The sequence below is a fragment of the Enterobacter sp. MG-EB028 genome (assembly GCF_056673305.1).
The window spans coordinates 829332-855537 of sequence record NZ_CP195079.1; the positions used below are offsets into that span (position 1 = coordinate 829332).

Sequence of the window (26206 nt, forward strand, 5' to 3'; positions counted from 1 at the left end):
ATAATGGCTATCGAAATCAATGTACCGGACATCGGGGCTGATGAAGTTGAAATCACCGAGATCCTGGTCAAAGTTGGCGACAAAGTTGAAGCTGAACAGTCGCTGATCACCGTAGAAGGCGACAAAGCCTCTATGGAAGTCCCGTCTCCTCAGGCTGGCATCGTTAAAGAGATCAAAGTCTCTGTTGGCGATAAAACCGAGACCGGCAAACTGATCATGATTTTCGATTCCGCCGACGGTGCAGCAGCTGCTGCACCTGCGCAGGAAGAGAAGAAAGCCGCTCCGGCCGCCGCTGCTCCAGCAGCTGCCGCGAGCGCGAAAGAAGTGAACGTGCCTGACATCGGCGGTGACGAAGTTGAAGTCACTGAGATCCTGGTAAAAGTGGGCGATACCGTTGCGGCCGAGCAGTCACTGATCACCGTAGAAGGCGATAAAGCCTCTATGGAAGTGCCGGCGCCGTTCGCCGGTACCGTTAAAGAGATCAAGATCAACACCGGTGATAAAGTGTCTACCGGCTCCCTGATTATGGTCTTCGAAGTGGCGGGTGCTGCACCTTCTGCCGCGCCTGCACAGGCTGCTGCTCCGGCTCCGGCGGCTGCACCAGCGGCTGCTGGCGGCGCGAAAGACGTTAACGTACCGGACATCGGCGGTGACGAAGTTGAAGTGACCGAAGTGATGGTAAAAGTGGGCGACAAAGTTGCCGCTGAACAGTCACTGATCACCGTTGAAGGCGACAAGGCTTCTATGGAAGTCCCTGCGCCGTTCGCCGGTACCGTTAAAGAGATCAAAATCAGCACCGGCGACAAAGTGTCTACCGGCTCTCTGATCATGATCTTCGAAGTGGAAGGCGCTGCGCCTGCAGCAGCTCCAGCTGCCGCGGCTGCTCCAGCACCGGCTGCTGCACCGGCTCAGGCTGCTAAACCCGCTGCAGCTCCTGCTGCTAAAGCAGAAAAATCTGAGTTCGCTGAAAACGACGCGTACGTCCACGCTACCCCGCTGATTCGCCGCCTGGCGCGCGAGTTCGGCGTGAACCTGGCGAAAGTGAAAGGAACCGGCCGTAAGGGTCGTATCCTGCGCGAAGACGTGCAGACCTACGTGAAAGACGCGGTGAAACGCGCCGAAGCTGCACCAGCTGCAGCCGCTGGCGGCGGTATCCCGGGCATGCTGCCATGGCCGAAAGTGGACTTCAGCAAGTTCGGCGAAATCGAAGAAGTGGAGCTGGGCCGCATTCAGAAAATCTCTGGTGCGAACCTGAGCCGTAACTGGGTGATGATCCCGCACGTTACGCACTTCGACAAAACCGATATCACCGATCTGGAAGCGTTCCGTAAACAGCAGAACGCCGAAGCTGAGAAGCGTAAGCTGGACGTGAAATTCACCCCAGTGGTCTTCATCATGAAAGCCGTTGCCGCTGCCCTTGAGCAGATGCCACGCTTCAACAGCTCCCTGTCCGAAGACGGTCAGAAGCTGACGCTGAAGAAATACATCAACATCGGTGTTGCGGTTGATACGCCAAATGGTCTGGTTGTTCCGGTCTTCAAAGACGTGAACAAGAAGAGCATCACTGAGCTGTCCCGTGAACTGACCACCATCTCCAAAAAAGCGCGTGATGGTAAGCTGACTGCCGGCGAAATGCAGGGCGGCTGCTTCACTATCTCCAGCATCGGCGGCCTGGGTACCACCCACTTCGCGCCGATTGTTAACGCGCCGGAAGTGGCTATCCTCGGTGTGTCCAAGTCCGCGATGGAGCCGGTGTGGAACGGCAAAGAGTTCGTGCCGCGTCTGATGATGCCAATCTCTCTGTCCTTCGACCACCGCGTGATCGACGGTGCTGATGGTGCACGTTTCATCACCATCATCAACAACACCCTGAGCGACATTCGCCGCCTGGTGATGTAATCGAAAAGCCGGCCGCTCGGCCGGCTTTTTTCTGATAACCTCATGGGGTTTATGAGGTTATGGGTGAAAGCGATAATTCGTGAGCCGTTTGTTGTTTCAAAATTGTTAACAATTTTGTAAAATACGGGCGGATAGAACGACCCGGTGGACGACGGGTATAAATTAAGAGGTCATGATGAGCACAGAAATCAAAACTCAGGTCGTAGTACTTGGGGCAGGCCCAGCAGGTTACTCCGCAGCATTCCGCGCAGCGGATTTAGGTCTGGAAACCGTCATCGTAGAACGTTACAGCACCCTCGGCGGTGTTTGTCTGAACGTCGGCTGTATCCCTTCGAAAGCGCTGCTGCACGTAGCGAAAGTTATCGAAGAAGCCAAAGCGCTGGCTGAACACGGTATCGTCTTCGGCGAGCCGAAAACCGATATCGACAAAATTCGTACCTGGAAAGAGAAAGTTATCACTCAGCTGACCGGCGGTCTGGCGGGTATGGCCAAAGGCCGTAAGGTGAAAGTGGTAAACGGTCTGGGTAAATTCACCGGTGCGAACACCCTGGAAGTTGAAGGCGAAAACGGCAAAACCGTGATCAACTTCGACAACGCGATCATCGCGGCAGGCTCTCGCCCAATTGAACTGCCATTCATTCCGCATGAAGATCCACGCGTGTGGGATTCCACCGATGCTCTGGAGCTGAAAACCGTTCCTAAGCGCCTGCTGGTCATGGGCGGCGGTATCATCGGTCTGGAAATGGGTACCGTGTACCATGCGCTGGGTTCAGACATTGACGTGGTTGAAATGTTCGACCAGGTTATCCCGGCTGCCGACAAAGACATCGTTAAAGTCTTCACCAAACGCATCAGCAAGAAATTCAACCTGATGCTGGAAACCAAAGTGACTGCCGTTGAAGCGAAAGAAGACGGTATTTACGTTTCCATGGAAGGCAAAAAAGCCCCATCCGAACCACAGCGTTACGACGCCGTGCTGGTGGCTATCGGTCGTGTGCCGAACGGTAAAAACCTCGACGCGGGCAAAGCTGGCGTGGAAGTGGACGACCGTGGCTTCATCCGCGTTGACAAGCAGCTGCGCACTAACGTGCCGCACATCTTTGCTATCGGCGATATCGTCGGTCAGCCAATGCTGGCGCACAAAGGTGTTCACGAAGGTCACGTTGCCGCTGAAGTTATCGCCGGCATGAAGCACTACTTCGATCCGAAAGTCATCCCATCTATCGCGTACACCGAGCCAGAAGTTGCATGGGTCGGTCTGACCGAGAAAGAAGCGAAAGAGAAAGGCATCAGCTACGAAACCGCCACCTTCCCGTGGGCTGCTTCTGGCCGTGCTATCGCGTCTGACTGTGCTGACGGTATGACCAAACTGATCTTCGACAAAGAGACTCACCGCGTGATCGGTGGTGCGATTGTCGGCACCAACGGCGGCGAGCTGCTGGGTGAAATCGGTCTGGCTATCGAAATGGGCTGCGATGCGGAAGACATCGCGCTGACCATCCACGCTCACCCAACTCTGCACGAGTCCGTGGGCCTGGCGGCTGAAGTGTTTGAAGGCAGCATCACCGACCTGCCAAACGCGAAAGCGAAGAAGAAATAAGTTTCTTCAGATGAAAAAAAGCGGCCAATGGCCGCTTTTTTTATGCGCTGCGTTTAGGGCGCCACCGGCTGCCAGGTTTTATCAGGGCTGTAGGCGGCTAGCGCACGGGCTTTCTGCTCTGAATCACTGCCGAGATCGGACTGGTACACCTTGTCGTCCTGGTTAATCACAAAGCTCATTACGCCCGTCTGACCATAGCTGACCGGCCAGGCCACCATCGCAAAACCGTGATTATCCGGCAGGATGCGGAAGCGATAGCCGTGGTAACCCGCCCCCGGCTCTTTCGGACTGAACGCAGGGCCAAGCGGGCTCGGCGTTTCTCCGGGCGAGACGGGCCAGTACAGACCGTCCTTTTTCCCTTCAGAGCTGACAATCTTCTGCGCGTATTTCTGGTTCATCGCAAAATAGCTCTGCTGGGCATCTACGTAGGCATGCAGGGCTTCGATGGCGGCGAGCTCGTTACGCCCAATTTCGCGGGTCAGGATCTCCTCGGCCCCTTCTTTGATGTCAAACTGCCAGCCGGAGGCGGTTTTGATCACCGGGATGGGAAGCTGCCAGCCGCTGTTTCCGACCACAAGATGCGCCGTATCCCCTTCGACAACGGTGCTATGACGGACGTTCCAGTCGCGCAGGAAGCGATCGACCGCATCCGGATCAACGCCTTCAGGCGGCAGAAAATCGCGCCAGTTTTCGCCGAGCAGATTGTTCATCGCACTTTCGTTTTGCTCGCTGATGGCGCTTGCCAGCGCATTGGTTGCCTGTTCTGGCGAACTGAAGGATTGCTGCGCCATAACGGTCGCCGAAGCCATGAATAATACTATTCCACTGAGTAATTTACTTTTCATGTCGGCTCCCTTAACGATGACGGAATTCACGGCGTTCTACACGTTCGCCAGAAACCTGGCGCGATTGCTGTTGACGAGCAGCGAGCTGCCGACTCTGTGCACCTCGCTGCTGCTGCGCCTGCCAGTTGGCGGAGCGGCTGTCGTTGCCGCTCAGCGCATTGGCACGATGCTGCCTGGCTGGCTGCTGTACCGTCTGTGAAGCCCGCTTCCCCTGTCTGTGCACGGCAGTCTGGTGATTTTCACGCTGCGGTGTACTCGCGCGTTTTACAGTCTGCGGCCTGGCGTCATACCCGCGATAGTTATTGCGCTGCGAAATCTGCGCTAACTGTTGCGTCGAGGCCAGACGCTGAGCATCCCGCGTGCCGGTGTGCGGGAAGGTTTTTCCCGTTGATTTTTCCATCTGGCTGAGCGCGGCCTGGCGCTGGCTGTCGCGATTAACCGGCTTTTGCTGCGTTGCGCTTAGCCCTGTGGCTGTATTGGTGGAGTGGAAACGGTTAGCCAACTGATTATTCGGGTAGGGAACGCCCTCACGATAGGCCGGATTGTGCTGCCATGTGCGGTTGATATCGGTGAGATGCTGCCCGCTGATTCTGTTGAAATTATCAACGTTAATATTGATGTTGTTATCACCGTTGTGGCTATAGCCGCCGTGATTTTCCCAGTCGTCGTGGTGATGATCCCAGTCATCGTCATCATCCCAGTCGATATTGCTGAAGATGGCGTAGGTTGTTGCGACCCCGAGACTGAAACCCAAACCTTTGACCAGGCTGTCGGTGAATTGCTCGCCGGGGGAGGGCGGGAGATACACCGGCGGGTAAGTGGTGTTGGGCCATGTACCGTAAACCGTATTCGGGTTATAGGTGGGAACGTAAACCACCTGCGGATCGGCGGATTCAATTTTAATGACCGTCGGATTGCTGGTTGTTTCCGTTGCCGTTGTTGATGTTGTTTTTGCCGGTGCGGGCTTCGTGACGGTGGTGACCGTCTGCTGCGGCGTGGATTGCAGCACACCCGCTTGTTGCGCCAGCAGGCGCAACCGTTGCACCGAATCCATCACGTCTTTCGGCTGCGCGAGAAACGCATCCCCCAGATTTTGTACCCACGGCGGATTTTCACCCATTAGCGACATCAGCTGAGGAAACGCGACCAGCGATTTCACGCTGGGATCCCACGGCTGATTGGCCACCGCCTGAATGGCGGCATCACCCTGCATTTTAGGATTGTCCTTTGACCACTGCGCCGCCTGGATAACGTTAGACGGATAGGTTGACGCCATTAAAATCTGCGACAGCAGGGCATCCGGATAGAGCGCAATGGGGGCAACCCACTGGTCGATTTGCGCGGCAGTGTAGGTTGGCGCGACAACCGGAGCAGGCTGGGCTGCGGCAGGCGCCGGTGCAGCTGGCTGTTGTGCGACGGGGGCAGGCGCAGCGGGCTCCGTTGCGCGGCCTTTGACAAACATCACGCCCGAGGCGGCAAACAGCCCGGCACTGCACAGAAGGACGAGCAGGTGAGGCTTAAAAGGCAACTTCATAAAATGACTCCGATGAGACAAGCGCTGTGCCGTGAGGCGTTACGGTTGGCGTGAGTATCAATTACACGTCTTTTACTTTTTTGACTTTTATTGGGAAGCGTTCGGTGTGTCCGGATAAAGAGTGTGAGTATTTATTACGCAATTATATGCGATGCGGGAAAAACCGGAGGGAATTCAGAAGGCCGCTCTTGCGAGCGGCCAGCAGCTAGTTCATGGCCCGGTGACTGGTTGCTACACCAGCGAAGCAGGCCGGGGGCAACAGTATTACAGCCGAAATGGACTGAAAATAGGTGAAATGCAGTTTCATCCTTTTTCATTCGAAACTGGATGGCAGCTCGTAAACATAAAATATGTGCTTGCGGATCTGCATACTCAGGAACATTATTCATGCCGAGTGCATTGCCGCAAATCTGCCAGCCCGGTGTGCTACCACCGCAAGGCAACAAAATAACCGCTACCAGGCGGTTTTTTTGTACCCAAAATTCATCTCGACCCCCCGCTACACCATGCTTAACGATTCAGCAAATTTTTTAATGTTGCTTTTTTGTAAACGGATTAACACTGTGCAGAAATCCTGCTATGCTGCCCGACGCGGTATCGGGCATTTACCCTACAAACTGCTGTCTCACAGGAGCGTGAAGAGAACGCCCGCCGCATATGACAATGAGAGCGAGGAGAACCGTCGTGCTAGAAGAATACCGTAAGCACGTAGCAGAACGTGCCGCCGAGGGAATTGTACCCAAACCTTTAGATGCAACCCAAATGGCCGCGCTCGTCGAGCTGCTGAAGAACCCGCCTGAGGGCGAAGAAGAATTCCTGTTAGATCTGCTGATCAACCGCGTACCGCCTGGCGTAGATGAAGCTGCCTACGTAAAAGCCGGATTCCTTGCTGCTATCGCCAAAGGCGAAGCCACCTCCCCACTGGTTACTCCTGAAAAAGCCATTGAACTGCTCGGCACCATGCAGGGTGGTTACAACATTCATCCGCTGATTGACGCGCTGGATAACGACAAGCTGGCACCGATTGCCGCTAAAGCGCTCTCTTCCACGCTGCTGATGTTCGATAACTTCTACGACGTAGAAGAAAAAGCCAAAGCGGGCAACGTCTATGCGAAGCAGGTGATGCAGTCCTGGGCTGATGCCGAATGGTTCCTGAACCGTCCAGCGCTCGCTGAAAAAATCACCGTCACCGTCTTTAAAGTGACCGGTGAAACCAACACCGATGACCTCTCTCCGGCGCCGGATGCGTGGTCTCGCCCGGATATTCCTCTGCACGCCCTGGCGATGCTGAAAAACGCCCGTGAAGGCATTGAGCCGGATCAGCCAGGCGTTGTTGGGCCGATCAAACAGATCGAAGCGCTTCAGAAGAAAGGTTTCCCGCTGGCCTATGTCGGTGACGTTGTCGGTACCGGCTCTTCCCGTAAGTCCGCCACCAACTCCGTGCTGTGGTTCATGGGCGACGACATTCCGCACGTGCCAAACAAGCGCGGCGGCGGCCTGTGCCTCGGCGGCAAAATTGCGCCAATCTTCTTCAACACCATGGAAGATGCGGGCGCGCTGCCGATCGAAGTGGATGTGAGCAACCTGAACATGGGCGACGTGATTGACGTCTATCCGTTCAAAGGCGAAGTGCGTAACCACGAGACCAACGAGCTGCTGGCAAGCTTCGAGCTGAAAACTGACGTGCTGATCGACGAAGTGCGCGCCGGTGGCCGTATCCCGCTGATCATTGGTCGTGGCCTGACCACCAAAGCGCGTGAAGCGCTGGGTCTGCCGCACTCGGACGTTTTCCGCCACGCGAAAGACGTTGCGGAAAGCAACCGCGGCTTCTCGCTGGCACAGAAAATGGTGGGTCGCGCGTGCGGCGTTGCCGGTATCCGTCCTGGCGCGTACTGCGAGCCGAAGATGACCTCCGTGGGCTCTCAGGACACCACGGGCCCAATGACCCGTGATGAACTGAAAGACCTGGCGTGCCTGGGCTTCTCGTCTGACCTGGTAATGCAGTCATTCTGCCACACGGCGGCCTATCCGAAGCCGGTTGACGTAACCACGCACCACACGCTGCCTGACTTCATCATGAACCGTGGTGGTGTCTCCCTGCGTCCGGGTGACGGCGTGATCCACTCCTGGCTGAACCGCATGCTTCTGCCGGATACCGTCGGTACCGGCGGTGACTCCCACACCCGTTTCCCAATCGGTATCTCCTTCCCGGCGGGCTCCGGTCTGGTGGCGTTTGCTGCGGCGACCGGCGTAATGCCGCTGGACATGCCTGAGTCGGTGCTGGTGCGCTTCAAAGGTAAAATGCAGCCGGGCATCACCCTGCGCGACCTGGTTCACGCGATCCCGCTGTATGCGATTAAACAGGGCCTGCTGACCGTTGAGAAGAAAGGGAAGAAAAACATCTTCTCCGGCCGTATCCTGGAAATTGAAGGTCTGCCGGATCTGAAAGTGGAGCAGGCGTTCGAGCTGACCGATGCCTCCGCAGAGCGTTCTGCGGCGGGCTGTACCATCAAGCTGAACAAAGAGCCGATTGTTGAGTATCTGACCTCCAACATCGTGCTGCTGAAGTGGATGATTGCGGAAGGCTACGGCGACCGTCGTACGCTGGAGCGTCGTATTCAGGGCATGGAAAAATGGCTGGCGGATCCGCAGCTGCTGGAAGCCGACGCTGACGCAGAATACGCGGCGGTGATCGACATCGATCTGGCGGATATCAAAGAGCCAATCCTGTGTGCACCGAACGATCCGGACGACGCACGTCCGCTGTCTGAGGTTCAGGGCGAGAAGATCGACGAAGTGTTCATCGGCTCCTGCATGACCAACATCGGCCACTTCCGTGCTGCCGGTAAGCTGCTGGATACCCATAAAGGCCAGCTGCCGACCCGTCTGTGGGTGGCTCCGCCAACCCGTATGGATGCGGCGCAGCTGACCGAAGAGGGCTACTACAGCGTGTTTGGTAAGAGCGGCGCGCGTATCGAAATCCCTGGCTGTTCCCTGTGTATGGGTAACCAGGCGCGCGTGGCCGACGGTGCGACGGTGGTCTCCACCTCAACCCGTAACTTCCCGAACCGTTTAGGTACCGGTGCGAACGTCTACCTGGCCTCTGCGGAGCTGGCGGCGGTTGCGGCGCTGATTGGCAAACTGCCAACGCCGGAAGAGTACCAGACCTTCGTGGCTCAGGTTGATAAGACGGCGGTGGATACCTACCGCTATCTGAACTTCGACCAGCTCTCTCAGTACACCGAGAAGGCCGACGGGGTTATCTTCCAGACGGCAGTATAAACAGCAAAACCGTCTCTACGAGACGGTTTTTAGTGTTTGCACCCTCTCCCACGGGAGAGGGACGGGGTGAGGGCATCAGGCCGCAGGATCTTGCTCTCACCTTTTTATTTTCATTCCTCCCACCTCTCCCGCTTTTTTTCTTCCTCTCTGCTGCGATAATTACCCTAATGGCTTTGCAGAGGAAAATGCTATGGATTACGAATTTCTGCGCGACATCACCGGCGTGGTGAAAGTGCGTATGTCGATGGGGCACGAAGCCGTTGGACACTGGTTTAACGAAGAGGTGAAAGAGAACCTCGCGCTGCTGGATGAAGTCGAACAGGCGGCGAAGACGGTAAAAGGCAGTGAACGCTCCTGGCAACGCGCCGGACATGAATACACGCTGTGGATGGATGGCGAAGAGGTGATGGTGCGCGCTAACCAGCTCGAGTTTTCAGGTGACGAGATGGAAGAGGGGATGAGCTACTACGACGAAGAGAGCCTTTCGCTGTGCGGCGTGGAAGACTTCCTGCAGGTCGTGAATGCCTACCGTGAGTTCATGAAACAGAAGTAACTCCCGAAGCATCCCTGCTCCGGGCAACACTTACACGGCCGGAATATTGCGGCCGTAGTAGATTTCGCGCATCTCTTTCCAGAGCAGGTCGGTGATGACCTTGCGCTCTTCTTCGCTTAAATCTTCCGGCTTTGTGTGGAACATGTAGTGCTTAAGGTCGAACTCTTTAAGCAACATTTTGGTATGGAAGATGTTTTCCTGATACACGTTCACGTCCATCATGTCGTACAGCGATTTCATGTCCTCGGACATAAAGTTCTGAATGGAGTTGATCTCGTGGTCGATGAAGTGCTTCATGCCGTTGATATCGCGGGTGAAACCGCGCACGCGATAATCAATCGTGACGATGTCCGATTCCAGCTGGTGGATTAAATAGTTCAGCGCGTTCAGCGGGGAAATCACGCCGCAGGTCGACACCTCAATATCCGCGCGGAACGTGCACAGCCCGCCTTCCGGGTGGCTTTCCGGGTAGGTGTGCACGCAGATATGGCTTTTGTCCAGATGGGCGACGACCACTTCCGGCAGCGGGCCCGGGTGTTCAGTTTTGTCGATAAGCTTTGGGTCGACCGGCTCTTCGCTGACCAGAATGGTCACGCTGGCACCCTGAGGTTCATAATCCTGTCGGGCGATATTCAGGATGTTCGCACCGATGATCGAGCAGGTTTCTGACAGGATCTCGGTCAGACGGTTGGCGTTGTAGAGTTCGTCGATATAGGCGATGTAACCATCGCGTTCTTCCGCTGTTTTGGCATAGCAGATATCGTAAATACAAAAACTCAGGCTTTTGGTCAGGTTGTTAAAGCCATGCAGTTTAAGCTTTTTCAATTAGCTCACCCCCTTAGTGGATAATGCGTCTTGCAGGTACTGCGGCAGAGCAAACGCTGCGGTATGAATGGCCGGGTTGTAGTACCGACACGTGAGACCGGCCTGATGGAAGCGGGCCTGAATAATTTCGGTGGAGAGATGGCGCAGCACGTCGTTATCCGTCGCCCAGGCAAAGGTCATGATCCCGCCGTAGTACGTCGGAATGGCCGCCTGATAGAAGCTGACGTCGCCGAAATAGGTGCTCAGCTTACGATGGCTGTCGAGGGCTTCATCCTGCTGCAGGAAGCAGACGCCATTTTGCGCGACGAAGATACCGCCAGGGTTCAGGCAGCGCTTGCAGCCTTCGTAGAACGAGGAGGTAAACAGCGACGCGCCGGGGCCGATGGGGTCGGTACAGTCGGAGATAATGACGTCGAAGGTCTGCGTGGTCTGGTTAACGAAGTTAACGCCGTCGTCAATGACCAGATTAAAACGCGGGTCGTCATAGCTGCCGGCATTGTGGTTGGGCAGATACTGACGGCAGAACGAGACCACGCCCGCATCGATCTCCACCATGGTGATGGTTTCAATGGACCGATGACGGGAAACCTCGCGCAGCATTGCGCCGTCGCCGCCGCCGATAATCAGGACATGCTTCGCGTGACCGTGGGCCAGCAGCGGAACGTGGGTCATCATTTCATGATAGATAAACTCGTCGCGCTCGGTCGTTTGCACGACGCCGTCCAGCGCCATCACGCGGCCAAAGGCGGCATTTTCGAAAATGATGAGATCCTGGTGATCGGTTTTCTCATGATAGAGCACGTTATCAACGGCAAAGTACTGACCAAACTGGTCATGCAGTGTTTCATGCCACAACGTGTGGTCGGCCATACGCGGACTCCTCCTTTGTTAACTTCCGTAACACTCATAAAAAATGAGCGAAACATGATAGCTAACTATAACCGTGGTTGCACGGTTATAGGTTCAACAGGGGGCGTTGGGAAGGTTATTTCACGTAGGCGAGCAGGCTGAGCGAATCGCGAGCCAGCGCTTTGCATTTTTTAGCCGTGGGAATGCCAATACCGCTCAAGTCGCGGTAGCTGTCTTCACCGAGCGCCTTCATGTCAAAGCTGTCGTAGTTGCTGAGATCCCACTGGTTTTGCTGGGCGAAAAAGACCAGCGCGCGGCGAATTTGCCCGTTGGGTAAATTCTGGTAGCCACAATCATTTTTCAGGAATACAAAAACCGCCGTTAAATCGGCCATATCTTCCGCTTCATTTTCACTGAGCGCATAGCTGTTCGCACACATTGCCATCAGGCTTCCGAACAAAATTGTCCTGAAAAACGTCTTCATTGCTTCTACCACTTCTTCACGGAAAATTAACGTTAGCATACTTGATGCCAGTGCGACGATCTTTATTATTGCCGCTTTACTTGACCTTCCGGTAAGGGGAGGGTTTATGCTCAAAAGATCGCCTGCTGGAAATAAGGAAATGAACATGCAACGTCGTGATTTTTTAAAATATTCCGCTGTGCTGGGGGCTGCCAGCGCATTACCACTCTGGAGCCGCGCGGTTTTTGCGGCTGACAGGCCTGCCTTACCCATCCCTGACTTACTGACCGCAGACGCCCGCAGCCGTATCCAGCTTGTTGTTCAGGCCGGTAAAACGACGTTCGGCGAGAACAACGCTACGACGTGGGGCTATAACGGCAATTTGCTCGGTCCGGCGCTTCAGTTACGTAAAGGGAAGGCGGTGACGGTGGATATCCACAATACGCTCGCTGAAGAGACCACTCTGCACTGGCACGGGCTCGAAGTCCCGGGCGAAGTAGACGGTGGACCGCAGGGGGTTATCAAGGCCGGTGGCAAACGTAGCGTCACCTTTACGCCTGACCAGCGCGCGGCGACCTGCTGGTTCCACCCGCATCAGCATGGAAAAACGGGCCATCAGGTAGCGATGGGGCTGGCGGGGCTGGTGCTGATTGAAGACGACGATAGCCGCCTGCTGCGCCTGCCGAAACAGTGGGGCATCGACGACGTGCCGGTGATTGTGCAGGACAAAAAATTCACCGCGGACGGCCAGATTGACTATCAGCTGGACGTGATGAGCGCGGCGGTCGGCTGGTTCGGCGATACGCTGCTGGCCAACGGCGCGATCTATCCGCAGCATGCCGCGCCGAAAGGCTGGCTGCGTTTACGTCTGCTTAACGGCTGTAACGCGCGTTCGCTGAATTTTGCTGCCAGCGATAAGCGCCCGCTGTATGTCGTGGCGAGCGACGGCGGCCTGCTGCCGGAGCCGGTGAAGGTGAGCGAGCTGCCGATGCTCATGGGCGAACGCTTCGAAGTGCTGGTGGACATCAGCAACGGCAAGCCGTTCGACCTGGTAACGCTGCCGGTCAGCCAGATGGGGATGGCGGTTGCGCCGTTTGATAAACCGCATCCGGTGCTGCGCATTCAGCCGCTACAGGTCACGGCCTCTGGTACGCTGCCGGACACCTTAGCCACGCTGCCTGCTCTCCCGTCGTTGGATGGCCTTACGCAGCGCAAGCTTCAGCTTGCCATGGATCCGATGCTGGACATGATGGGCATGCAGGCGCTGATGAAGAAGTATGGCAATCAGGCGATGGCGGGGATGCACCACGGGCAGATGATGGGCCATATGAATATGGATCACGGCAAAATGGGCGGCATGGGGAACATGGATCACGGTGGTCACGGGTTCGATTTCCACAACGCCAACACGATCAACGGCAAAGCGTTCGACATGAACGCGCCGATGTTTGGTGCCACTAAAGGTCAGTTTGAGCGCTGGGTGATTTCAGGCGAAGGCGACATGATGCTGCACCCGTTCCACATCCACGGTACCCAGTTCCGCATTCTTTCTGAGAACGGCAAAGCGCCGGATGCGCATCGCGCAGGCTGGAAAGATACGGTGAGAGTAGAAGGCGGCGTCAGCGAGGTGCTGGTGAAGTTTGACCACGACGCGCCGAAAGAGTTTGCCTATATGGCCCACTGTCATCTGCTGGAGCACGAAGATACGGGGATGATGCTGGGGTTCACGGTTTAAAGCAGAGCGGCCTGATGCCCTTACCTTGACCCTCTCCCACAGGGAGAGGGAACAAACACAAAAACGGCAACCGAAGTTGCCGTTTTGCTTTTATTTGCCTTCGTCCGGCAATGCGTACGCGACGATATAATCGCCCATCTTAGTGCCAAACGAGCCGTGACCACCCGCAGAGATGACAACGTACTGCTTGCCATTCACTTCATAGGTCATCGGCGTTGCCTGTCCACCGGCCGGCAGACGGCCCTGCCACAGTTTTTCACCGTTGGTCATGTTGTACGCGCGCAGATAGTTATCTGCGGTTGCCGCGATGAACAGCACGTTACCGGCGGTGGAGATAGGGCCACCCAGCATTGGCATACCCATATTGAACGGCACCGGAACCGGCATCGGGAACGGCATGCTGTCCTGTGGCGTACCAATACGTTTTTTCCAGACGATCTGGTTGGTTTTCAGATCCAGACCGGAGATGTAACCCCAGGCCGGCTGTTTACACGGCAGACCAAACGGAGACAGGAACGGGTTCAGGGTCACGCCAAACGGCACGCCATACTGCGGCTGAATACCGGCTTCGGTACCGCTGCCTTTCGCGTCTTTCGGCTGCTCCATCGGATTGCCCGGACCGCGTGGGATCAGACGAGAAACGAACGGCAGCGCCATTGGGTTGGCAATCGCCACCTGACGGTTCGGGTCAACGGAGATACCGCCCCACTCGAACATCCCCAGGTTACCCGGGAAGACCAGCGTGCCCTGCTCAGACGGCGGCGTGAAGATGCCTTCATAGCGCAGCTGATGGAACATCACGCGGCACACCAGCTGGTCAAACATGGTGGCACCCCACATGTCTGCACCGCTGAGGTCTTTCTTCGGACGGAAGCTCAGGTCAGAGAACGGCTGGGTTTTGCTGACGTAGTCGCCTTTTGCGGCACCCTGTGGAACCGGTTTTTCCGGTGCCGGCACAACCAGCTTACCGTTGCTGCGATCCAGGACGAAGATGTTGCCCGTCTTGGCCGGAGCGTAAATGACCGGCACGGTTTTGCCGTTTACGGTAATGTCGGCCAGCGTCGGCTGGGACGGCATATCCATATCCCACAGATCGTGGTGAACGGTCTGGTAGCTCCACGCCAGCTTACCGGTGGTCGCGTTCAGCGCCACGATAGCGCTCGCATAACGTTCCTGCTCCGGCGTACGGTTACCGCCCCAGATATCCGGCGTGGTCACGCCCATTGGCAGATAGACCAGGTCCAGCTTCGCGTCATACGCGGCTGGCGCCCAGGAGTTTGGCGAGTTGAAGGTAAAGGTGTGCTCGTCCGACGGGATCGCGTTTGGATCTTTCGCGCCCGGGTCGAAGGCCCACAGCAGTTTACCGGTGTTCACGTCGAAACCGCGGATAACGCCGGAGGTTTCACGCGTGGAGAAGTTATCCGTTACCGAACCGGCAATCACGATGGTTTTATCGGTGATGATTGGCGGCGAGGTTGGCTCATACAGACCCGGCGTGGTGTCCGGCATGTTGGTCTGCAGATTCAGGATGCCTTTGTTGGCAAAGGTTTCACACAGCTTGCCCGTTTCTGCGTTGATGGCGAACAGACGGCCATCGTTCACCGGCAGCATAATGCGGCGCGGGCAGTCGGCAATCACTTCCGGGCTGGCATTATCGGCACGCGCTTCGTGGTAAGAAACGCCACGGCAGGTGACATGCTGGAAGGACGGGTTGGAGTTTAGCTGCGGATCGAAGTGCCATTTCTCTTTACCGGTGGCCGCGTCGAGCGCGAACAGACGCTGGTGCGCCGTACACAGGTAGAGCATATTGCCCACTTTAATCGGGGTCACTTCATTGGTCAGCTCGCCCGGATCGTTTGGCATCTTCAGGTCGCCGGTACGGAATACCCAGGCTTCCTTCAGGTTTTTAACGTTGTCCGCGTTGATCTGCTTCAGCGGGGAGTAGCGTTGACCTTCCTGGTTACGACCATAGGCCGGCCAGTCGCCGTCCGCCACCTGAGAGATAGCTGCCGCAGGCGTGGATTCCGCGTTCAGCGTGCCGTTGATCTCCTGTGGGTCGTTAAAACCTGCCCATGTCAGGATGCCGCCGCTGATTAACAGCGCTACCACCAGCGCCGCAACGGCACCGCTGGAAGGGACAATCAGACGACGCCAGACAAACGGCAGGATCAGCCAGATACCGAAGAAGACCAGGATGTCGCTGCGCGGGGTCAGTGCCCAGAAGTCGAAGCCGACTTCCCAGACGCCCCAGATCATCGTGGCGAGGAGCAGTGCGGCATAGAGCCACAGTGCGGATTGTTTTCTACGCCAGAGCAGGACGGTTACGCCAAGCATAACCAGGCCCGCAATCGGGTAGTACCAGGAGCCGCCGATCGCGACCAGCCAGACGCCACCGATTAACAGGTACAGGCCGCAGAAGGCGGCGAATAGCGCTGTTAGTGTCACCAGTAGACGCGGCTGTTTAGAGTTTGTTTCAGCCATAGAAAGTGTACTCGTCAGTTTTTGTTAATAATTTGCTAGCAACTAATTATAGGTATTAACAAGTGTGATCGGAATCACAATATTTGCTTTTTATAACTCATGCGCCAGGGTTATCCATTTGCTGGTATAATGGCTGGCTTGCGTATCGATGCCGGAAATACATTCACCTGCATTGAGAGATTTTCATTAAAATCATATGGTTAGTAATATGAAACATACTGTTGAAGTGATGATCCCGGAAGCCGAGATCAAAGCGCGTATCGCCGAACTGGGTCGTCAAATCACCGAACATTACAAGGACAGCGGCAGCGAAATGGTGCTGGTGGGCCTGTTGCGTGGCTCTTTCATGTTCATGGCAGACCTGTGCCGTGAAGTGCAGGTGCCGCACGAGGTCGATTTTATGACCGCCTCCAGCTACGGCAGCGGCATGTCCACAACCCGTGATGTGAAAATCCTGAAAGATCTGGATGAAGATATTCGTGGCAAAGATGTGTTGATCGTTGAAGACATTATTGACTCCGGCAACACGCTGTCAAAAGTGCGCGAGATCCTGAGCCTGCGTGAGCCAAAATCTCTGGCGATTTGTACTCTGCTGGATAAACCTGACCGCCGTGAAGTGCAGGTGCCGGTGGAGTTTGTCGGTTTCTCGATTCCGGACGAATTCGTCGTCGGTTACGGCATTGACTACGCGCAGCGTTATCGTCATCTGCCGTATGTCGGGAAAGTGGTATTGCTGGACGAGTAATAGCGGGCTGATGCCCTCATCCCTGCCCTCTCCCACGGGGAGAGGGTGAAAACCCCCGGCTTTGTTTATTTATGGTTCACATGCTTAAGCTTGAGGTTGGCAATCCCAGAACGGTAACGCTGCTCCAGCGTTTCGCGGTTGGTGGCGGTGACTTCCAGATTGCGCAGCAGGCCATCGTGAATACCGTACGCCCAGCCGTGGATTGAAACCTTCTGCCCGCGTTTCCACGCCGACTGCATGATGGTCGAATGCCCAAGGTTATATACCTGCTCCATCACGTTGAGCTCGCACAGGGTGTCCATGCGTCGCTCCTGCGGCATTTCGCCGAGCAGTGAACTATGTTTGAACCAGATATCGCGGATGTGCAGCAGCCAGTTATCAATCAACCCCAGTTCCGGATTTTCAACCGCCGCCTGCACGCCGCCGCAGCCGTAGTGGCCGCAAATAATGATGTGCTCGACTTCCAGAACGTCAACGGCATACTGAACCACGGAAAGACAGTTGAGATCGGTATGAATCACCAGGTTGGCGACGTTGCGGTGAACAAACAGTTCGCCGGGCTCAAGGCCGGTCAGGCGTTCCGCAGGTACGCGGCTGTCGGAACAGCCAATCCAGAGAAAGCGCGGGTTTTGGGCTTGCGCCAGTTTTCCAAAAAATCCGGGGTCTTCCTCCACCAGCATTTTTGACCATAGTGCATTGTTGCTAATGAGTGTATCTATGTCGTTCATGGAGGTTAGCGACCTGTAACCAAGTAATTGCGTTGCGCTACTATAGGGTAACCCGACTTTTAATGAAACCACACAACGTGTGTAAGAACTGAAGGTAAGTTAAATTCATGGCAATTGCACTGGAGCTTGAGCAGCTTAAAAAAACCTATCCGGGTGGCGTTCAGGCGCTACGCGGGATAGATCTAAAAGTAGAGGCCGGTGATTTTTACGCGCTTCTGGGGCCGAACGGGGCGGGGAAATCCACCACCATCGGGATCATCAGCTCGCTGGTGAACAAAACCTCCGGCCGCGTCAGCGTGTTCGGATACGATCTGCAAAAAGATGTGGTCAACGCCAAGCGTCAGCTGGGGCTGGTACCGCAGGAGTTTAACTTCAACCCGTTTGAGACGGTGCAGCAGATTGTCGTTAACCAGGCGGGTTATTACGGCGTTGAGCGTAAAGAAGCGCTGGAGCGCAGCGAAAAATACCTCAGGCAGCTCGATCTCTGGGAAAAACGTAACGAGCGTGCGCGGATGTTGTCCGGCGGGATGAAGCGCCGCCTGATGATTGCCCGTGCGCTGATGCACGAGCCAAAGCTGCTGATCCTCGATGAACCGACTGCGGGTGTCGATATCGAACTTCGTCGTTCCATGTGGGGCTTCCTGAAAGATCTCAACGACAAGGGCACTACCATCATTCTGACCACCCACTATCTGGAAGAGGCTGAAATGCTGTGCCGCAACATCGGCATCATTCAGCACGGCGAGCTGGTGGAAAACACCTCGATGAAGGATCTGCTCTCCAAGCTGAAATCAGAAACCTTTATTCTCGATCTGGCGGCAAAAAGCCCGCTACCGAAGCTTGAAGGGTACCAGTATCGCCTGGTAGATACCTCGACGCTGGAAGTGGAAGTGCTGCGTGAGCAGGGGATCAACAGCGTGTTCTCGCAGCTGAGCGCGCAGGGGATTCAGGTATTAAGTATGCGTAATAAAGCGAACCGACTGGAAGAGCTGTTTGTCTCTCTGGTGCAGGATAAACAAGGAGACAAGCCATGACGCATCTTTACTGGGTCGCGCTGAAGAGCATCTGGGCGAAAGAGATTAACCGCTTTATGCGTATCTGGGTGCAAACCCTGGTGCCGCCGGTCATTACTATGACGCTCTATTTCATTATCTTTGGTAACCTGATTGGCTCCCGCATTGGTGAAATGCACGGCTTTACCTACATGCAGTTTATCGTGCCGGGTCTGATCATGATGGCGGTGATCACCAACGCCTACGCCAACGTGGCGTCGTCGTTCTTTAGCGCCAAATTCCAGCGCAACATTGAAGAACTGCTGGTGGCACCGGTGCCGACGCACGTCATCATCGCCGGTTACGTGGGGGGCGGCGTGGCGCGCGGGCTGTGCGTAGGGATCCTGGTCACGGCGATTTCGCTGTTCTTCGTCCCGTTCCAGGTGCACTCGTGGCTGTTCGTGGCGCTCACGCTGCTCCTGACGGCGATCCTGTTTTCGCTGGCCGGTCTGCTGAACGCAGTATTCGCCAAAACGTTTGACGACATCAGCCTGATCCCGACCTTCGTGCTGACGCCGCTGACCTATCTCGGCGGGGTGTTCTACTCCCTGACGCTGCTGCCACCGTTCTGGCAGGCGCTGTCGCACCTGAACCCGATTGTCTACATGATCAGCGGTTTCCGCTTTGGCTTCCTCGGCATTACCGATGTGCCGCTGTTTACCACGGTGGCGGTGCTGGTGGTGTTCATCATCGCCTTCTACCTGCTGTGCTGGTATCTGATCCAGCGCGGGCGCGGTCTGCGCAGTTAGCCTCCTGCCCGGCGACGTTCTGGTTGCCGGGCACTTTCTTTGACAGTTATCACCGTAAGCAAACCTTCACTTCGCTAAACTACTTGCCTGCTAAGGAGAGAGTTATGCTGGGATGGGTTATTACCTGCCACGATGAACAGGCGCAGGAAATGCTGGACAAGCTTGAGGCCAGATTTGGCCCGCTGGCGCAATGCCGGGCGGTAAATTACTGGCGCGGGTTGAGCACCAACATGCTCAGCCGGATGATGTGCGATGCCCTGCATGAAACGGACACCGGTGATGGGGTCATTTTTCTTACCGATAAATCCGGGGCCGCGCCTTACCGGGCCGCGGCGTTACTGAGCCACAAGCATGATAACTGTGAAGTGATCTCCGGTATCAGCCTGCCTTTACTCGAAACCGTGTATCCGCTTCGTGCCTCGTTAAGCAGCGCCGCGTTTCGTCACGCCATCGTGGCAGAGGGGCTGCCGGAAGTGAGCAGCCTGTGGCACCAGCAGCAGAAGAACCCGCCTTTCGTTCTGCTTCACGATCTGTATAAGCATTAAACATTGGTATTGATGTCGCTTTTGCTACAATGGCGACTGATTTCCTGTGTCGATTAATATCCTATGTTCATGCGCGTTATCTTTCTCCTTTTGCTGCTGGTTTCCGGCGGAGCGTCTGCCAGCCTGATAAGTCAGCAAGGGCTTCCTGCTCAATATATGCAAACCACTGAGGATGCGGCCATCTGGTCCCAGGTGGGGAATGAGGTGGTTAACGTAGGCAATATTCGCGCCGGGCAGATCCTCGCGGTCTTTCCCGCTGCGGCGGATTATTATGAATTTCGCTTCGGATTCGGCACGGGGTTTATCGATAAAGATCACCTTGAGAAAGTGCAGGGCAAACAGCGCGTTGAGGACAGCCTGGGCGATCTGAACAAGCCGCTCAGTAACCAGAACCTCATCACCTGGAAAGATACGCCCGTCTATAACGCGCCCAGCAGCGGAAGTGCGCCTTTTGGCACCCTTAGCGCCAACCTGCGTTATCCCATTCTGAACAAACTTAAAGACCGTCTGAATCAGACCTGGTTTCAGATCCGCATTGGCAATCGTCTGGCGTGGATCAGCAGCCTGGATGCGCAGGAAGATAACGGCATTCCGGTTCTGACCTACCACCATATTCTGCGCGATGAGGAGAACACCCGTTTTCGTCATACTTCCACGACCACCAGCGTACGCGCGTTCAGCAACCAGATGACCTGGCTTCGCGACCAGGGGTACACCACGCTGACGATGTACCAGCTGGAAGGCTACGTGCGTAACAGGATGAACCTGCCAGCAAAGGCGGTGGTGATTACCTTTGACGACGGTCTGAAGTCGGTGAGCCGCTACGCGTATCCGGTTCTGAAACAATATGGCTTCAACGCGACGGCGTTTATCATTTCCTCACGAATTAAAGGCCATCCGCAGAAGTGGGACCCGAAATCGCTGCAGTTTATGAGCGTTCAGGAAATTAAGGGCATTCAGGACGTGTTCGACATTCAGTCTCATACTCACTTCCTGCACCGCGTCGACGGGTATAAACACCCGATCTTGCTGAGCCGCAGCTATCACGTGATCCTGTTTGATTTTGAACGTTCTCGTCGCGCGTTGTCGCAGTTTAATCCGCGCGTGCTGTACCTTTCCTATCCGTTTGGTGGCTACGACAATAAAGCGATCAAGGCGGCGAACGACGCCGGTTTTCATCTTGCGGTGACCACAGTGAAAGGGAAGGTGAAGCCGGGGGATAATCCGTTCTTACTGAAGCGTTTGTATATATTAAGAACGGATTCTCTGGAGACCATGTCGCGGCTGATCAGCAATCAGCCGCAGGGGTAACGATCAGGCAACCTGAACAGGAATCGCCTTCGCGGTACGCTTCATGTCGTTGTCGCCTTCAAAATAGGCCACTTTTGGCTGCCAGCGGCGCGCTTCTTCGTCAGACATCATCACGAAGCTGGCGATGATCACGATATCGCCCACGTCCGCGCAGTGCGCTGCTGCGCCGTTAACGGAGATGATTTTGGAGCCGCGCTCGGCGGCAATGGCGTAGGTGGAGAAGCGTTTGCCGTTGTTCACGTTCCAGATATCAATCGCTTCGTTTTCAAGAATACCCGCCGCGTCGAGGAAATCCTGGTCAATGGCGCAGGAGCCTTCATAGTGCAGGTCGGCCTGGGTGACTTTCACACGGTGAAGCTTACCTTGCAGCATTTTGCGAATCATTACGTTTACCTTTAATTATCCAGGGTGAAGAACTACGCCAGCTCAACCACTTTATTGTCGATAAGGCGTGCCTGGCCGAGCCATGCCGCCACCAGAATTACCGCGCGTTTGCTGGTCTGCGTCAGTTCAAGCAGGGTATCAGCATCGCGGATTTGAATATCATCAGCGCGGAAGCCTTTGTCGTTCAGCGCCTGCTCTGCAAGGGCGACGATCTCTTCTGCGGCCAGCTCTTTCGCCAGCAGCTGTTCCGCCATGGTGTTCATGATCTTGCTCAAGCCCGGTGCGAGCTTACGCTGGTCAGCGGTCAGGTAGCCGTTGCGCGAGCTGAGCGCCAGACCGTCTTTCGCACGCACAATCGGCACCCCGACAATCTCAATATCGTATCCCATATCGGCAACCATCTTGCGGATCAGCGCCAACTGCTGGAAATCTTTCTCACCGAAGCAGGCAACGTCCGGCTGCACCAGGTTGAACAGCTTACTGACGATGGTGGAGACGCCGCGGAAGTGTCCAGGGCGGCTGGCGCCTTCCAGCATGGTGGAAATGCCGGGGACATCAACGTACGTCGCCTCGTCGGTACCCTGCGGGTAGATATCTGCCGGGGCCGGTGAGAAGACGATGTCTGCGTGGCGCTTTTTAAGCTTCTCGCAATCTTCCTGCAGGGTGCGCGGATAGCGTGCCAGGTCATCGGCGCGGTCAAACTGCATTGGGTTAACGAAGATACTGACCACCACGATATCTGCGCGGGCTTTTGCTTCGTCCACCAGCTTCATGTGGCCGTCATGCAGGTTGCCCATCGTTGGGACCAGTGCGATACGTTTACCTTCCTGACGCGCGCGACGAATATGCTGGCGAAGCAGCGGCAGGGTTTCAATGATTAGCACAACGAGACTCCTTAATGGAAACTGTGTTCTTCACCCGGGTAAACACCGGATTCAACGTCGGCAATATACTGCCTGACCGCAGCGCGCATGTCGCCCGCTTCGGTAAGGAAATTTTTGGCAAACTTCGGAATATGCCCGCCGGTAATGCCAAAGGCGTCGTGCATTACCAGAATCTGACCATCGGTCACGTTGCCTGCGCCAATACCAATCACCGGAATGGTTAGCGCGTCGGTGATGCGTTTCGCCAGCTCAACCGGCACGCACTCCAGCACCAGCAGCTGCGCGCCAGCGGCTTCCAGCGCCTGGGCATCATCAAACAGCGTCTGGGCTGCGTCGCCGCGGCCCTGCACTTTATACCCGCCAAAGATGTTGACGGACTGCGGCGTCAGGCCCAAATGACCGCACACCGGTACCGCGCGTTCGGTGAGCATTTTCACCGTATCGACCAGCCAGGCGCCGCCTTCAATTTTGACCATGTTAGCGCCCGCGCGCATTACCGCCGCCGCGTTTTCAAATGCCTGCTCTGGCGTGGCGTAGGCCATAAACGGCAGGTCGGAAAGCAGCAGGCAGGCAGGGGCTCCACGGCGCACGGCGCGGGTATGGTAAGCGATATCCTCAACCGTGACCGGCAGGGTGGAATCATGTCCTTGTACCGTCATCCCTAACGAATCTCCGACCAGCATAACGTTGATACCCTCTTCGGCAAACAGTTTGGCGAAGCTGTAGTCATACGCGGTGATGGTGGCGAAGCGTTTTTTTTCCTGTTTGCATTTCTGCAGTAAGGAGATGGTGGTTGGTTTCATACTGTTTCCTGATAGCCCAAAGCGAATCTTTGCGCATTCTAACAGTAACATTCGAGGGAACAATGATTTTAGGTAACCGATTAACCACAATTATTTTGCGGTCAATCGGTGGGGGAGAGGATCACCAGCGAGCGGGTCTTTCCGCGTTGAGGTTGCTCAGAACGGTCTTTAATGCGGTACCGTCCGGGAAGGTGAGATCGGGTGCCACTTCGAAGAGCGGCCAGAGCATAAAGCCACGGTTTTTCATGTCGTAATGCGGTACGGTGAGGCGCTCGGTATTAATTACTTCATGGCCGTACAGCATAATATCGAGGTCGAGCGTGCGCGGCCCCCAGCGTTCGGCTTTACGCACGCGCCCCTGCTGTAGCTCGATGCGCTGGGTATTGTCCAGCAGCGTTTCGGCATCGAGGGCCGTTTCCAGCACCACGGCGGCGTTCAGATAATCAGGCTGATCCTGCGGGCCGAGCGGCGGGGTGCGGTAAAACGAGGAGACCGCCACGATACGGCTTTGCGGGATCTCACCCAGGGCCTGTACGGCAGCGTTAACCTGCTCCAGCGGAGAGGCTAAATTACTGCCGATGGCGATATACGCGAGGGTCATGCTGTCCCTTCACGACGCGGCGCGCGTTTGCGCGGCCGACGATGACGGCGACGCGGCGCAGGCTCTTCATCCAGCCCGGTCAGCATATCTTTCTGCTCCGGCGGGGCGGAAACCTGGAACTCAGCCCACCACTGCGCCAGACGCTGCAGCTCCTGATTACGTTCAGTTTCCGCACGCAGCGACAGCAGATCGAAGGCCGCGCGGAATTTTGGATGCTCCATCAGCTTCCAGGCGCGCTTGCCCTGACGGCGGGACATGCGCAGCTGTAGCTGCCAGATATCGCGCACCAGCGTGGTAATACGTTTCGGGATTGCCAGCGTGCGGCACCCTTCGTCCAGCACGTCGTTCGCGGCGAGCGCGAAGGCATCGTAATAGGCGAGGCCGCTCTCCTGGGTGATTCTTTGAGCCGTTTCCAGCAGGGGATACCAGAACATCGCCGCAAACAGGAACGCCGGGTTCACGCGCATATCATTATGGATGCGGGTGTCGGTATTTTTCAGCACCTGCGCAATCATGCGCTCCATTGGACTGTCACCGTTTTCGGTGAAGTAGCGGGTAATGGTCGGGAACAGCGGCTGGAACAGGTTGTATTCGCGCAGCAGATTGTAGGTTTCAAACCCGTAGCCAGCCTGCAGCAGCTTCAGCGCCTCTTCAAACAGGCGGGCAGGTGGTACGTCGTTAATCAGCGTTGCCAGACGCGGGATAGGCTCTGCGGTTTCCGGGCTGATGCGCATGTTCAGCTTGGCGGCAAAACGCACGGCGCGCAGCATGCGCACCGGATCTTCGCGATAGCGCGTTTCCGGCGTGCCGATCAGACGGATCAGACCCTCTTTCAGGTCCTGCATGCCGCCGACGTAATCGCGCACTGTGAAATCCGCCACGCTGTAATAAAGGCTGTTGATAGTGAAGTCGCGGCGCTGGGCATCTTCTTCGATAGAACCGAAGATATTGTCGCGCAGCAGCATGCCGTTCTGGCCGCGCTGTGACGTGGTGCGATCGGATGCGCCTGCTTCGTGGTGGCCGCGGAAGGTCGCCACTTCGATAATTTCTGGCCCAAACATCACGTGAGCGAGACGGAAACGGCGGCCAACGAGACGACAGTTACGGAATAATTTGCGCACCTGCTCAGGCGTGGCGCTGGTCGTCACGTCGAAATCTTTCGGTTTTTTGCCCAGCAGTAAATCACGCACCCCACCGCCAACGAGATAGGCCTCGTAGCCCGCTTTATTCAGACGATAGAGTACCTTGAGGGCATTTTCACTGATATCTTTGCGGGAAATATTGTGCTGCTCACGCGGAATAACCGACATGTGTGGCTGTGCAATAGCGTCGTTCGCCATGCTCTCTTCGCGGCTTAGCACTTTACGGCAAAAATTAGCGACTCGGGTAAAAATGGTACACCTCGTAGTGTGTTTTGTTATGAAAAAAGCGGCTAATCATAGCTCAGCGCAACGCATTTGAGAATGCTGGATTTTTGGCACCGCCGTGAGCGTCCAGTTGGCAATGGCTATTTTCAGCAGTTCGTCAATGCACAGATCCTGCCATTCGTTGGTTACATTCTGGTTGAGAAATCGCAGCGCGTCGATCAAAACAGGACGCGGATCGCCGTCTGGCAGGGCCGGGGCGTGGTTTTGCTTGGACAGCTTAACGCCCTGCGCATTGACCGCCAGCGGCAGATGAATGTAATCCGGCGCTGTCCAGCCAAACTGATGATACAACGATATTTGTCGCACCGTCGGTTCGACCAGATCTGCCCCGCGCACAATTTCCGTGACGCCCTGGAAACGATCGTCGACGACCACGGCCAGGTTATAGGCGAAAAGGCCGTCGCGGCGGTGAATAATAAAATCCTCGCGCGCGAGGCGCTCATCAGCATGGATTTCGCCGGAGAGTAAATCGTTAAAGCACGTCACCGGGAAGCGCTGCTTTATCCGTACGGCGGCATTTTCCGGGGGAAGATTCAGCGTGCGGCAGTGGCCGTCATAAACCCCTCCCACGCTCTGGATACGCGCGCGGGTGCAGGTGCAGTTATAGGAAAGCCCCTGAGCGCTAAGCCAGGCCAGACGTTCCCGGTAGGCTTCATGACGGTTTGACTGCCAGAGGACGTCGCCGTCCCAGTGAAGACCGTAATGTTCCAGCTGACGCAGAATGGTGTCTGCAGCACCGGGAACTTCACGCGGAGGGTCAATATCTTCAATGCGTACGAGCCATTTGCCCTGGCGGGCGCGAGCCTGCAGGTAGCTGCCGAGCGCGGCAATTAATGAGCCGAAGTGTAATTCACCGGAAGGAGATGGCGCGAAGCGCCCAATATAGTGTGATTCAGACATATCAACAGTAA

At 56.0% G+C, this 26206-nt stretch carries 23 protein-coding genes; 10 read left to right on the forward strand and 13 right to left on the reverse strand.

Annotated features, from left to right (window positions below; translation table 11 throughout):
* The first annotated feature begins 3 nt into the window (after positions 1-3).
* Both aceF and lpdA read left to right on the forward strand, forming a co-directional pair.
* Entirely contained in the window at positions 4-1899 is a 1896-nt protein-coding gene (aceF, locus tag ACR42C_RS03835; protein WP_479984780.1) for a pyruvate dehydrogenase complex dihydrolipoyllysine-residue acetyltransferase, read from the forward strand.
* Between the two features lie 175 nt (positions 1900-2074).
* Complete coding sequence (lpdA, locus tag ACR42C_RS03840) at positions 2075-3499, forward strand: dihydrolipoyl dehydrogenase (protein ID WP_023332094.1); 1425 nt, start codon at positions 2075-2077, stop codon at positions 3497-3499.
* A gap of 53 nt (positions 3500-3552) precedes the next feature.
* Here the strand turns inward: lpdA and ACR42C_RS03845 are convergent, their stop codons facing one another.
* Both ACR42C_RS03845 and ACR42C_RS03850 read right to left on the reverse strand, forming a co-directional pair.
* Entirely contained in the window at positions 3553-4344 is a 792-nt protein-coding gene (locus tag ACR42C_RS03845) for a DUF2950 family protein (RefSeq protein WP_116342542.1), read from the reverse strand.
* Between the two features lie 10 nt (positions 4345-4354).
* Positions 4355-5878 carry a DUF3300 domain-containing protein gene (locus ACR42C_RS03850; RefSeq protein ID WP_479984781.1) on the reverse strand — a complete coding sequence of 508 codons (1524 nt, stop codon included), beginning with the start codon at positions 5876-5878 and terminating at the stop codon, positions 4355-4357.
* A 684-nt stretch (positions 5879-6562) separates the two neighbouring features.
* On the opposite strand from ACR42C_RS03850, the gene acnB reads away from it, so the two are divergent.
* Entirely contained in the window at positions 6563-9160 is a 2598-nt protein-coding gene (gene acnB / locus ACR42C_RS03855; RefSeq protein ID WP_163330331.1) for a bifunctional aconitate hydratase 2/2-methylisocitrate dehydratase, read from the forward strand.
* 190 nt (positions 9161-9350) lie between these two features.
* On the forward strand, positions 9351-9713 hold the full coding sequence (gene yacL, locus ACR42C_RS03860; protein WP_116342548.1) for a protein YacL: 363 nt from the start codon (positions 9351-9353) through the stop codon (positions 9711-9713).
* A 30-nt stretch (positions 9714-9743) separates the two neighbouring features.
* Here the strand turns inward: yacL and speD are convergent, their stop codons facing one another.
* From speD to ACR42C_RS03875, 3 genes are all read right to left on the reverse strand, one after another.
* The gene (speD, locus tag ACR42C_RS03865) at positions 9744-10538 is read right to left on the reverse strand and encodes an adenosylmethionine decarboxylase (RefSeq protein ID WP_013095609.1); all 795 of its coding nucleotides are present in this window, start codon (positions 10536-10538) and stop codon (positions 9744-9746) included.
* Positions 10539-11408, reverse strand: a complete 870-nt coding sequence (speE, locus tag ACR42C_RS03870) for a polyamine aminopropyltransferase (RefSeq protein WP_028015536.1) — start codon at positions 11406-11408, stop codon at positions 10539-10541.
* Between the two features lie 115 nt (positions 11409-11523).
* A complete protein-coding gene (locus tag ACR42C_RS03875) occupies positions 11524-11871 on the reverse strand; it encodes a YacC family pilotin-like protein (RefSeq protein WP_014882582.1) in 348 nt (115 codons plus the stop codon).
* 145 nt (positions 11872-12016) lie between these two features.
* Here ACR42C_RS03875 and cueO point away from each other — a divergent pair, with 145 nt between their 5' ends.
* The gene (gene cueO, locus ACR42C_RS03880) at positions 12017-13585 is read left to right on the forward strand and encodes a multicopper oxidase CueO (RefSeq protein WP_479984782.1); all 1569 of its coding nucleotides are present in this window, start codon (positions 12017-12019) and stop codon (positions 13583-13585) included.
* 90 nt (positions 13586-13675) lie between these two features.
* Here cueO and ACR42C_RS03885 read toward each other — a convergent pair whose 3' ends face one another.
* A complete protein-coding gene (locus ACR42C_RS03885; protein WP_116342554.1) occupies positions 13676-16066 on the reverse strand; it encodes a glucose/quinate/shikimate family membrane-bound PQQ-dependent dehydrogenase in 2391 nt (796 codons plus the stop codon).
* 208 nt (positions 16067-16274) lie between these two features.
* Here ACR42C_RS03885 and hpt point away from each other — a divergent pair, with 208 nt between their 5' ends.
* Positions 16275-16811, forward strand: a complete 537-nt coding sequence (gene hpt, locus ACR42C_RS03890; RefSeq protein ID WP_014882585.1) for a hypoxanthine phosphoribosyltransferase — start codon at positions 16275-16277, stop codon at positions 16809-16811.
* 65 nt (positions 16812-16876) lie between these two features.
* Here hpt and can read toward each other — a convergent pair whose 3' ends face one another.
* A complete protein-coding gene (gene can / locus ACR42C_RS03895; RefSeq protein ID WP_014882586.1) occupies positions 16877-17539 on the reverse strand; it encodes a carbonate dehydratase in 663 nt (220 codons plus the stop codon).
* 107 nt (positions 17540-17646) lie between these two features.
* On the opposite strand from can, the gene ACR42C_RS03900 reads away from it, so the two are divergent.
* The 4 genes from ACR42C_RS03900 to ACR42C_RS03915 all read left to right on the forward strand — a co-directional run bounded on the left by ACR42C_RS03900 (position 17647) and on the right by ACR42C_RS03915 (position 21196).
* Positions 17647-18573: an ABC transporter ATP-binding protein gene (locus ACR42C_RS03900; RefSeq protein WP_479984783.1), complete on the forward strand. Its 927-nt coding sequence runs from the start codon at positions 17647-17649 to the stop codon at positions 18571-18573.
* A complete protein-coding gene (locus ACR42C_RS03905) occupies positions 18570-19340 on the forward strand; it encodes an ABC transporter permease (protein WP_023334536.1) in 771 nt (256 codons plus the stop codon). Before ACR42C_RS03900 ends, ACR42C_RS03905 begins: the two co-directional genes overlap by 4 nt.
* A 104-nt stretch (positions 19341-19444) precedes the next feature.
* Positions 19445-19885: a PTS sugar transporter subunit IIA gene (locus ACR42C_RS03910; RefSeq protein WP_479984784.1), complete on the forward strand. Its 441-nt coding sequence runs from the start codon at positions 19445-19447 to the stop codon at positions 19883-19885.
* 63 nt (positions 19886-19948) lie between these two features.
* A complete protein-coding gene (locus ACR42C_RS03915) occupies positions 19949-21196 on the forward strand; it encodes a polysaccharide deacetylase family protein (RefSeq protein ID WP_320720888.1) in 1248 nt (415 codons plus the stop codon).
* A 3-nt stretch (positions 21197-21199) separates the two neighbouring features.
* Here the strand turns inward: ACR42C_RS03915 and panD are convergent, their stop codons facing one another.
* The 6 genes from panD to gluQRS form a co-directional block, all read right to left on the reverse strand.
* On the reverse strand, positions 21200-21580 hold the full coding sequence (panD, locus tag ACR42C_RS03920; protein WP_006810068.1) for an aspartate 1-decarboxylase: 381 nt from the start codon (positions 21578-21580) through the stop codon (positions 21200-21202).
* Positions 21581-21612: 32 nt separating this feature from the next.
* Positions 21613-22464, reverse strand: coding sequence for a pantoate--beta-alanine ligase (gene panC / locus ACR42C_RS03925; protein WP_479984785.1), 852 nt, complete (start codon positions 22462-22464; stop codon positions 21613-21615).
* An 11-nt stretch (positions 22465-22475) separates the two neighbouring features.
* Complete coding sequence (gene panB, locus ACR42C_RS03930; RefSeq protein WP_479984786.1) at positions 22476-23267, reverse strand: 3-methyl-2-oxobutanoate hydroxymethyltransferase; 792 nt, start codon at positions 23265-23267, stop codon at positions 22476-22478.
* Positions 23268-23388: 121 nt separating this feature from the next.
* A complete protein-coding gene (folK, locus tag ACR42C_RS03935) occupies positions 23389-23868 on the reverse strand; it encodes a 2-amino-4-hydroxy-6-hydroxymethyldihydropteridine diphosphokinase (protein WP_316380928.1) in 480 nt (159 codons plus the stop codon).
* Complete coding sequence (gene pcnB / locus ACR42C_RS03940) at positions 23865-25262, reverse strand: polynucleotide adenylyltransferase PcnB (protein WP_028015552.1); 1398 nt, start codon at positions 25260-25262, stop codon at positions 23865-23867. Before pcnB ends, folK begins: the two co-directional genes overlap by 4 nt.
* 42 nt (positions 25263-25304) lie before the next feature.
* A complete protein-coding gene (gluQRS, locus tag ACR42C_RS03945) occupies positions 25305-26195 on the reverse strand; it encodes a tRNA glutamyl-Q(34) synthetase GluQRS (RefSeq protein ID WP_116342570.1) in 891 nt (296 codons plus the stop codon).
* Between the last annotated feature and the right edge of the window lie 11 nt (positions 26196-26206).